Origin of the sequence: Arthrobacter gallicola (genome assembly GCF_014836775.1) — a bacterium.
GTDB lineage: Bacteria > Actinomycetota > Actinomycetes > Actinomycetales > Micrococcaceae > Arthrobacter_B > Arthrobacter_B gallicola.
On the sequence record NZ_JACSQD010000005.1, the window covers coordinates 332900 to 342220 of the forward strand.

A 9321-nucleotide genomic window follows, 5' to 3' on the forward strand; every position below is an offset into this window, starting at 1 on the left:
AAAAGGGGAGCAGTTCCAAGGAACTGCTCCCCTTTTTTTGCGTTTTTGGCGTTGCCGCCAGGCGCTTAGCGCAGGCGGGCGTAAGACTCCCACTTGTGTGACTGGTGTTCCCCGTCGACGACGCGGATGGTCCCGGACTTGGAGCGCATCACGATCGACTGGGTCAGCACCCGGTCCTTCTTGTAGCGCACGCCGCGCAGCAGGTCGCCGTCGGTGATGCCGGTGGCCGCGAAGTAGCAGTTGTCGCTGGTCACCAGATCGTTGGTGGTCATCACGCGGTCCAGGTCGTGGCCGGCGTCGAGCGCCTTCTGCTTTTCTTCATCCGAGGTGGGCCACAGGCGGCCCTGGATGACGCCGCCAAGGGTCTTGATGGCGCAGGCCGTGATGATGCCCTCCGGGGTGCCGCCGATTCCCATCAGCGCGTCGACGTCAGTGCCTTCGCGGGCTGCTGCGATTCCACCCGCAACGTCGCCGTCCATCAGCATCCGGGTGCGGGCACCGGCGTCGCGGATCTCCTGCACCAGCGGCTTGTGCCGGTCGCGGTCAAGGATCATCACGTTGAGCTGGTTGATCTTCTTGCCCTTGGCCTTGGCGATCAGGTGCAGGTTCTGCTTCACGGGAAGGCGAAGGTCCACCATGTCAGCGGCTTCCGGCCCGGTGACCAGCTTCTCCATGTAGAACACGGCAGAAGGATCGAACATCGTGCCGCGTTCGGCCACTGCCAGCACAGCCAGTGCGTTGTTGATACCCATGGCTGTCAGGCGCGTGCCGTCGATCGGGTCCACAGCGACGTCGCACAGGGCGCCGGTGCCGTCGCCCACGTGCTCCCCGTTGTAAAGCATGGGGGCTTCGTCCTTCTCCCCTTCACCGATGACCACAACACCGTTGAAGTGGACAGACGAGATCAGGGAACGCATCGCGTCCACGGCAGCGCCGTCGGCCGCGTTCTTGTCACCGAAACCGACCCAGTGGCCGCCGGCGATCGCCGCAGCCTCAGTCACGCGCACCAGTTCGAGCGCGAGGTTCCGGTCCGGCTCGTCGTCTCCGACTGCCAGGGCGGGTGAGAGCGTAGAGTACTGGGCACCTTGGGACACGTTTAACCTCATCTTTGAAATTCGGGTTCCGGCCGTTCGGTGAGTGACACCGCGCAGCCCCCCGCTGGCTGATCCTTGGTTTGATCATAGTCGCCAACTGCTTCGGAGCGCCGCAGCCATCACCTTTTTACGCCCTCAGGCCTCAGCACCGGAACTCTGAAAAGCGCCCGGAATAGGTCTTGCCGGGCCGCATAGGCGATCATGGAAGAGTGAGTGAGCAGCAGCAGCCCGATGAGCCCGTAGTTACCCCCACCCTGACCGCCAAACAGGCCAAACGCGCCAACGCGACGGTGATTGGCATGCTCATTGCCACAGGAATCACCCTGGCGATCGTGCTGCTTCCGGTACTGCTGAACCCGGCGCAGAAGCCCCAGATACGCGATGTTGACGTCCAGGCCATCGCTGCCGAAGCGGCGGCCGACGCGGGCTACGATCCCCTGGCTCCCGAGCTGCCGGACGGCTGGACCTCCAACTACGCCCGCTGGGACTCCGGGCTCAATTCCGGCGTCCCCGCCTGGGAAGTGGGATATCTCACTCCCGAGTGGGACTTTATTCGTCTTACTGAGACCGCCTCGGCAAACCCGACGTGGATCTCCCAGACCACCGAAGACTCCCTTGTTGCCGGTGAGCGGATTGTGGGCGGAACCACCTGGCAGCTCCGGGACGGCTCCGACGGCGAAGCGCACCTGGTGACCGAGGTTGACGGCAAAACCGTGATCCTGAGTTCCGAGGGCGACCTTGCCACGGTTGATTTGCTCGCTGAAGCAGTCCTAAGAGACCTCGCCGCGGCCTCCGGAGAGTAGCCGGAGCCGCTGCTCCGGGACGCCGCAGCTTCCGCGGCACGCCCCAACTGCGCCGGCTTCAGCGTCCGGCGGCAGTAACAGAGTGTCCGGCCCTCAGCCGGGCCGTATTCTTGAACGGTGACTAAAATCAACAGCCCCCTTAGCACCCCCGTCACTCCGGCCGAGGCATGGCAGCGCCTCCGCGAAGGAAATGACCGTTTCGTCTCCGGCAGCTCCCAGCACCCCAACCAGGACGCGCCCAGGCGCAGTTCCCTGGTCAACCAGCAGAATCCCTTCGCCGTCATCTTTGGCTGCTCGGATTCCCGGCTGGCCGCAGAAATTATCTTCGATCTTGGTCTCGGCGACGCCTTTGTCGTCCGCACCGCCGGCCAGGTGACCGACGACGCCGTCCTCGGCTCACTCGAGTACAGCGTCGGCGTCCTGGGCGTCCCGCTGATCGTGGTCCTGGGCCACGACAGCTGCGGGGCCGTGACTGCCACGAAGGAATCCGTCGATACCGGCTCCATGCCCGCCGGACATGTCCGTACCCTGGTCGAACGCATCACCCCCTCGGTCCTCGCCGCGAAGCGGAATGGACTGAGCGAAGTCAATGACATGGTGGTGGAGCACACCCGGCAGACGGCCGAAAGGCTGGTGGAAGATTCCCGGCTGATTTCCGACGCCGTAGCCTCCGGAAGTGCCGCCGTCGTCGGCCTGTCCTATCACCTGGCCGAAGGCCGGGCCGAGCTGGTCTCCAGCATCGGGAACCTCAGCACCGGTGCCGGGGAGCCTGCTGCCAGCTAGTTCCAGTCCGCGGGGGCACCGCGATTGCGACACGCGTTTTTAGCCGCGGTGCCCGCGCCGACTAGGCTGGGAGGCATGACTTCGAACACCGCTGAATACCGCATTGAACATGACACGATGGGTGAGGTCCGGGTCCCGGTAAACGCCCTGTACCGGGCCCAGACCCAGCGCGCCGTGGAGAACTTCCCGATTTCCGGCAAAACCCTCGATGACGCGCATGTGGAAGCACTGGCCCGCATCAAAAAGGCTGCGGCCCTCGCCAACGCCGAACTGGGTGTGCTCGATGAAGAGCGCGCCAAGGCCATTGCGTCCGCGGCGGAGGAAGTTGCAGCGGGCCGGCACAACGATCAGTTCCCGATCGATGTGTTCCAGACCGGTTCCGGCACGTCCTCAAACATGAACACCAACGAGGTCCTGGCCGAGCTCGCCACCCGCGCGTTGAAGGCCGCCGGCAGCGAGACCACCGTCCACCCGAACGACCACGTCAACGCCTCGCAGTCCTCCAATGACGTGTTCCCGACCTCCGTGCACGTGGCTGCCACCTCCGCCCTGATCAACAACCTGGTCCCGGCACTGGAACACCTGGCCGCTTCCCTGGAGCGCAAGGCCGAAGAGTTCAAGGACGTCGTCAAGTCCGGCCGCACCCACCTCATGGACGCCACCCCGGTCACCCTGGGCCAGGAATTCGGCGGCTACGCTGCCCAGGTCCGCTACGGCATCGAGCGTGTGCAGGCATCCCTCCCCCGCGTAGCCGAGGTCCCGCTGGGCGGCACCGCCGTCGGCACCGGCATCAACACTCCGGCCGGCTTCCCGCAGCGCGTAATCGAGCTGCTGGCTGCCGACACCGGCCTGCCGCTGACCGAGGCCCGCGATCACTTTGAATCCCAGGCCAACCGCGACGCCCTCGTTGAGGTCTCCGGCATGCTGCGCACCATCGCAGTGTCCTTCTCCAAGATCGCCAACGACCTGCGCTGGATGGGCTCCGGCCCCAACACCGGCCTGGGCGAAATCGCCATCCCCGATCTGCAGCCGGGCTCCTCGATCATGCCGGGCAAGGTCAACCCGGTCATCTCCGAGGCCGTGATGCAGGTTGCCGCACAGGTTGTGGGCAACGACGCCGCCATCGCCTGGGCAGGCACCTTCGGCTACTTCGAACTCAACGTCGGTATCCCCGTCATTGCCTCGAACCTGCTTGAATCGATCCGCCTGCTGGCCAACTCCTCCGTGATCATGGCGGACAAGATGATCGACGGCATCGAAGCCAACGTGGAGCGCGCCCGTTACCTCGCCGAGGCCTCCCCCTCGATCGTGACCCCGCTGAACAAGTACATCGGTTACGAGAACGCCGCCAAGATCGCCAAGTTCGCGGTCAAGGAAGGCAAGACCATCCGCCAGGCCGTCATTGAACTCGGCTTCCTGGAGCGCGGCGAGGTCACCGAGGAGCAGCTGGATTCCGCCCTGGACGTGCTGTCCATGACGAAGCCGCCGCAGGCCTAGCCAGCAGGTACACCGAGGAAAGGGTGCCCGGCCCGCGGCCGGGCACCCTTTCCTGTGCCCGCGGTTTGCACTTACCAGCCCAGAGTGCAAAACTTCACTCTGTGACAAATAGTGCAACAGAACCGGGCGGACTGCGGGAACGCAAACGCACCGCCACCCGGATCGCCATCACAACGGCGGCAAGGACCCTGACCGCCGCGCACGGCGTAAACGGCTTCACCGTTGAGGAGCTGTGCGAGGAGGTCGGCATATCGCGCCGCACCTTCTTCAACTACTTCCCGGCCAAGGAAGACGCCATTCTGGGTTCGCCCGTGGATGATCTTCCCGAGGACCTGGTTCAGCGGTTTGTTGACGGCGGCAAGGGCTCACCGCCCGGTGAGCTCTCGGCCACTTTGCTGGCTGACTTCGTGGATCTTGCTGTAGGCATGGTGGACCGCATGGCCATCTCCCGCAGCGAAATGATCATGCTCAAGAACGCCATTGCCGCCGAACCCCGGCTGCTCCAGAAAGCCATGCATGGCTCACAGGCGGCGGAAGAAGTATTCGCCTCGATGCTCTCAGCCCGGGAATCGCTGCCGGCCGGGGACCCCCGGATCCGGGCAGCCATCACGGTCTTCGGAGCCCTGGTACAGGTCACCGGCCCAAAGTTCTTTGCCCCGGAGAACACCGTCTCCTACCGGCGCCTCCTCGTGGATGCAGTGAATTCTGCCCGCGAGGTCTTTGCCCTTTCCTCCCCTCTTTCCTACCCATCTGAGGACACTGAATGACCACGACTGCCGCACGCGCCTCCGGCCCGCTGCTGCTGACCCAGAAGCGCATCTGGATCATCTTCTCGGCCCTGATCGCAGGCATGCTGCTTTCCAGCCTCGATCAGACCATTGTCTCCACCGCCATGCCCACCATCGTGGGCGAGCTCGGCGGCGTCGAACACCAGACCTGGATCACCACGGCCTACCTGCTGGCCACCACCATCGTGATGCCGATCTACGGCAAGTTCGGTGACGTCCTGGGCCGGCGCAATCTCTTCCTCTTCGCCATCGCACTGTTCACGCTGGCCTCTGTCGGGTGCGCCCTTGCCACGGATTTCTGGGGCTTCGTCATCTTCCGTGCCATCCAGGGCCTGGGCGGCGGCGGCCTGATGATCCTTTCGCAGGCGATCATCGCCGATATTGTTCCGGCCAATGAGCGCGGCAAGTACCTCGGCCCGCTGGGCGGCATCTTCGGCCTGTCCGCCGTTACCGGCCCGCTCCTGGGCGGCTTCTTCGTGGACCACATGACCTGGCAGTGGGCCTTCTACATCAACATCCCGATCGGCATCATCGCGTTCCTGATCGCTTTCTTCACCCTCACCATCCCCAACAAAAAGGCCGAAAAGCGGATCGACTTCGCCGGCGTCCTGCTGCTCTCCATCGCCACGACCTGCCTGATCTTCTTCACCGATTTCGGCGGCCGCGCCGATCACGGCTGGACCGATCCTGTGACGCTGGCATTCGGTGCGGGCATGCTGCTGGCTGCCTTTGCCTTCGTGATGACCGAGCGCCGGGCCCAGGATCCGATTATTCCGCTGAGCCTGTTCAAGAATCCGATCTTCGTCAACAGCACGGCCATCGGCTTCACGCTGGGCATGGGGATGTTCGCTGCCATTGCCTTCGTGCCGACGTTCCTGCAGATGTCCACCGGAACCTCCGCTGCCGTTTCCGGCCTGCTGATGCTGCCCATGATGGTGGGCATGATGGGCACCTCCATCTGGTCCGGCCTGGCGATCACCAAATCCGGCAAGTACAAGAAGTACCCGATCGCCGGTGGAATCCTGGTGATTGCGGCCATGCTCTGGCTGACAACGCTGGCAGCCTCCACCCCGGTCTGGATCATCTGTGCCCAGCTCTTCGTTTTCGGCGCCGGCCTGGGCCTGATTATGCAGGTAGTGGTGCTGGTGGTGCAGAACTCGGTGCCCGTTGATCAGATTGGCACCGCAACATCGTCCAACAACTACTTCCGCGAGGTTGGTGCATCGCTGGGCGTGGCAATCTTCGGGGCCATGTTCACCACCCGGCTCTCGGAGAACCTGATGGGCGTTTTCTCCGGAGCAGGCATGGATGCAGCCGCCGCAGGAGAAGCAACCGCAACCCTGCAGCCGGCCGCCCTCCACGCGCTGCCGGAACCAGTCCAGGAGGGCATCGTCACCGCTTATGCCGATTCGCTCGCTCCGGTGTTCTGGTACCTGATTCCGTTCCTGGCCATCGCGCTGATCCTGGCTTTCTTCCTGAAGGAGATTCCGCTCTCCGATGTCGCCGGCATGGTGGCCCGGGGTGAGGCCATCGGCGGCGAGGAAGCAGCCCGGCTTGAGGCTGAACGGGAAGCCGCCCTTCGCGGTGATGTTGCGGCTGGGGAAATCCGGACTGCAGACAGCCCGCCCGCTGAAGACAGTTCCGTTGAGGACGGTTCCATAAATCGAGCCGAGGCGGACGGGCTGCCCCGCTAGGGATTACCTGCGGTCACAGTTCCTGTACGACGGCGAAGGGCCGGCACCGTTTGGTGCCGGCCCTTCGCCGTTTAGCTTCTTTTTAGGTTTCAAACACCGGTACACCTGTGGACGTGCGGGCAAGCTCTATCAGCATCCGGTGCCGGGCATTGAGTTCCGGCAGGTCATCCAGGGCGAACCAGCGCACGTCGCTGGATTCGTCGTCGTTGACCCGGGCGGTGCCGGCAACGTAGGCGCACCGGAACACCAGGTTCAGGAACTGGCAGCGGTCCTGGTTGGGGAACGTCACCGGGTCGGTGGTGCCGACGTGGATCAGGTGCTCCAGCCTGGCCTGCACGCCGGTTTCCTCCTCCACTTCCCGCAGCAGCCCGGGCCCGGGCTCCTCCCCCGGATCCAGCATTCCTGTGATGATGGTCCACCGGCCGTTGTCCGCCCGGCGGCAGAGGAGCACCTCGGACGCCTCGTTGAAGACGACGGCGGCAACACCGGGCAGCCAGAGCAGCTCATGGCCGATCTTTTCGCGCAGGGACAGGACAAAGTCGGGCGTGGGCATTCTCCTACTGTAGGCCAGGAGCCAGGAGCGCCACCGCGGCTCCGGCGAGCATAAAGGGCCCGAAGGCGATCCTGGTTTTCCCCGTGCCCCGCCCCGTCAGGATCAGCCCCAGACCCCAGATACCGCCCAGCACGAATCCCGCCGCCGTCCCGGCCGCCACCTGCATCCAGCCGGCATATCCCAGGAACATACCGAGCACTCCGGCCAACTTCACGTCCCCCAGCCCCAGCCCAGCCGGATTGAGGACCCGCAGCAGAAAGTACCCTCCCAGCAGCGCCAGTCCGCCTCCCGCCATTCCCGCCAGACGGCCCGGGTCACCCGCGAGCACCGCGGCTGAAGACAGCAGCCCGATTGCGGCCGGATAGGCCGGGAGCACCAGCCGGTCGGGCAGCCGCCGGCTGCGGATGTCCTCCGCTGCCAGCAGGACAGCCAGCACGGCCAGATACCCCAGGGCGGCCAGGAGGAGCCAGGCAGCTGCCCGCTGCTGGATCCAGTAATCCCCCACTATCCCCCACATGGGCAACACCGTACGGCATGTGAGCTGCCGGGGTCGTGGAGCGGTGAAGACTGTGGAAAACTGCACACGACACAATTGATAATGAGAACCATTTGCATTTAGCCTGTGGATATGTCGATATCTCCGCGCACCCTGTCCCTGTCCTCCGCCGTATGGGCCGCACTCGTCCTGTCCGCCTGCTCCACTGCGGGATCGGCAGAGCCTGATTCCAGCGGCTCACCGGCCTCCGCCCCCGCAACTACCCAGAACGGCCCCGAAAACCGCAGGGAGGTCAGCGCCTTGGCCGCGCGCGCTGTCCTTACCTACGACGGCGGTCTAATGACCGTTGACACCGGGACCGGAGAGGTGACCAGCACCGAGGCGGATGGTTTCCTGCGGCTCAACAACGCCGGCGACGGGCGGCATCTCCTTGTCAGTGCAGGCCAGGAGTTCCGCCTGTTCGACAGCGGTTTGATTGTTGAGGGGCATGGCGATCACCACCACTACTATGAGCAGGCTCCGGCACTGACCGGCCCTGCTGTCGAGGCCGCCGAAGCCGGGCACGTCGTCGCACACGAAGGCAGGACAGCCCTCTTTGCCGATGGCACCGGAACCATCACCGTGCTCGACTCCGCTGCCTTCAGCGACGGAGAAATTACGGCGGACGAAGTTGAGGAACATGCCGCTGATGCTGCGCACCACGGTGTTGCCGTGCCGCTCAGCAGCGGTGATCTGCTTCTCACACAGGGCACTGCGGACTCGCGCAATACTGTCCAGGTTCAATCCCCCGGGGGAGAAGTTCTCGCTGAAACAACCGATTGTCCGGGCGTACACGGCGTAGCTGCAGCTATGCCCACGCCGGTTGGGGACGTCATCACCCTGGGATGTGAGAACGGGCCGGTCATCTACCGGGACGGCACCTTCCACAAGGTGCCGGTGGCGGAGGCCTATCAGCGTTCCGGGAACCAGGCAGGCAGCCAGGCGTCACCCATCGTCCTGACCGACTACAAGTCCGACCCCGATGCGGAACAGGAACGGCCCACCCGCATTGGCCTGATCGACACCCGCACCAGCTCCATGACCACCGTGGATCTGAGTTCTGCATACTGGTTCCGCTCGCTCGCCCGGGGAGCAGCAGGGGAAGCCATTGTCCTGACCGGCGACGGGGAACTGAACATCCTCAACGAGGAAACCGGTGAGATCATCCATGAGGTCAAGATCGTCGCACCCTGGGAGGAGCCGCAGGAATGGCAGTCCCCTGCCCCGGCGGTGAAGGTCGGATCCGACGGACTCGCCTATGTCACCGAACCTGCTGCCAGGAAGCTGCACGTGGTCGACGTCGCGGCCGGTACGATCCTGTCCAGCTTCGACCTCCCCGAGACTCCCGTTGAACTCACGGTTGTGACCGGCGAAGCAGAAACCTCCGGGCCTGCCCGCAAGGGCTAAGAGCAGGGATCCCAGGAGGACCCGGCCGCGCCGCTTCCATCATGGCGGCGCGGCCGGCATTTGGGCTTCCCCGGGGCACTGCTGACTAGTTGTACTCAGACAGCAGGTTGATTACACCGGTTGATGGGTGCTTTGCCTCCGAGGCTGCCGTGCGGGCGTTGATGGTT

9 protein-coding genes are annotated in these 9321 nt (G+C 64.5%); 6 read left to right on the forward strand and 3 right to left on the reverse strand.

Features of this window, described 5'->3' with window-relative positions; genetic code table 11:
• Positions 1–65: 65 nt before the first annotated feature.
• Complete coding sequence (glpX, locus tag H9639_RS12590; RefSeq protein WP_191808402.1) at positions 66–1106, reverse strand: class II fructose-bisphosphatase; 1041 nt, start codon at positions 1104–1106, stop codon at positions 66–68.
• 197 nt (positions 1107–1303) lie between these two features.
• Here glpX and H9639_RS12595 point away from each other — a divergent pair, with 197 nt between their 5' ends.
• The 5 genes from H9639_RS12595 (at position 1304) to H9639_RS12615 (ending at position 6659) form a co-directional block, all read left to right on the forward strand.
• Positions 1304–1897 (forward strand): DUF4245 domain-containing protein, encoded by a 594-nt coding sequence (locus H9639_RS12595; RefSeq protein ID WP_191808403.1) that lies wholly within the window; start codon positions 1304–1306, stop codon positions 1895–1897.
• A 117-nt stretch (positions 1898–2014) separates the two neighbouring features.
• Positions 2015–2680, forward strand: coding sequence for a carbonic anhydrase (locus H9639_RS12600; RefSeq protein WP_318242078.1), 666 nt, complete (start codon positions 2015–2017; stop codon positions 2678–2680).
• Between the two features lie 75 nt (positions 2681–2755).
• Positions 2756–4177, forward strand: a complete 1422-nt coding sequence (locus H9639_RS12605; protein WP_191808404.1) for a class II fumarate hydratase — start codon at positions 2756–2758, stop codon at positions 4175–4177.
• A 101-nt stretch (positions 4178–4278) separates the two neighbouring features.
• Positions 4279–4944, forward strand: a complete 666-nt coding sequence (locus tag H9639_RS12610) for a TetR/AcrR family transcriptional regulator (RefSeq protein WP_191808405.1) — start codon at positions 4279–4281, stop codon at positions 4942–4944.
• Positions 4941–6659 (forward strand): MDR family MFS transporter, encoded by a 1719-nt coding sequence (locus H9639_RS12615; protein ID WP_191808406.1) that lies wholly within the window; start codon positions 4941–4943, stop codon positions 6657–6659. Before H9639_RS12610 ends, H9639_RS12615 begins: the two co-directional genes overlap by 4 nt.
• A gap of 82 nt (positions 6660–6741) precedes the next feature.
• Here H9639_RS12615 and H9639_RS12620 read toward each other — a convergent pair whose 3' ends face one another.
• A complete protein-coding gene (locus H9639_RS12620; RefSeq protein WP_191808407.1) occupies positions 6742–7212 on the reverse strand; it encodes an NUDIX hydrolase in 471 nt (156 codons plus the stop codon).
• 4 nt (positions 7213–7216) lie between these two features.
• Complete coding sequence (locus H9639_RS12625; protein ID WP_191808408.1) at positions 7217–7729, reverse strand: prepilin peptidase; 513 nt, start codon at positions 7727–7729, stop codon at positions 7217–7219.
• 111 nt (positions 7730–7840) lie between these two features.
• On the opposite strand from H9639_RS12625, the gene H9639_RS12630 reads away from it, so the two are divergent.
• Complete coding sequence (locus H9639_RS12630) at positions 7841–9154, forward strand: hypothetical protein (RefSeq protein WP_225219524.1); 1314 nt, start codon at positions 7841–7843, stop codon at positions 9152–9154.
• The last annotated feature ends 167 nt before the right edge of the window (positions 9155–9321 follow it).

Excerpts from the sequence above, each read along its gene's own strand:
- glpX (WP_191808402.1), bottom strand. The coding sequence starts at position 1,106 with ATGAGGTTAAACGTGTCCCAAGGTGCCCAGTACTCTACGCTCTCACCC.
- H9639_RS12605 (WP_191808404.1), top strand. The coding sequence starts at position 2,756 with ATGACTTCGAACACCGCTGAATACCGCATTGAACATGACACGATGGGT.
- H9639_RS12615 (WP_191808406.1), top strand. The coding sequence starts at position 4,941 with ATGACCACGACTGCCGCACGCGCCTCCGGCCCGCTGCTGCTGACCCAG.
- H9639_RS12620 (WP_191808407.1), bottom strand. The coding sequence starts at position 7,212 with ATGCCCACGCCCGACTTTGTCCTGTCCCTGCGCGAAAAGATCGGCCAT.
- H9639_RS12625 (WP_191808408.1), bottom strand. The coding sequence starts at position 7,729 with ATGTGGGGGATAGTGGGGGATTACTGGATCCAGCAGCGGGCAGCTGCC.
- H9639_RS12630 (WP_225219524.1), top strand. The coding sequence starts at position 7,841 with ATGTCGATATCTCCGCGCACCCTGTCCCTGTCCTCCGCCGTATGGGCC.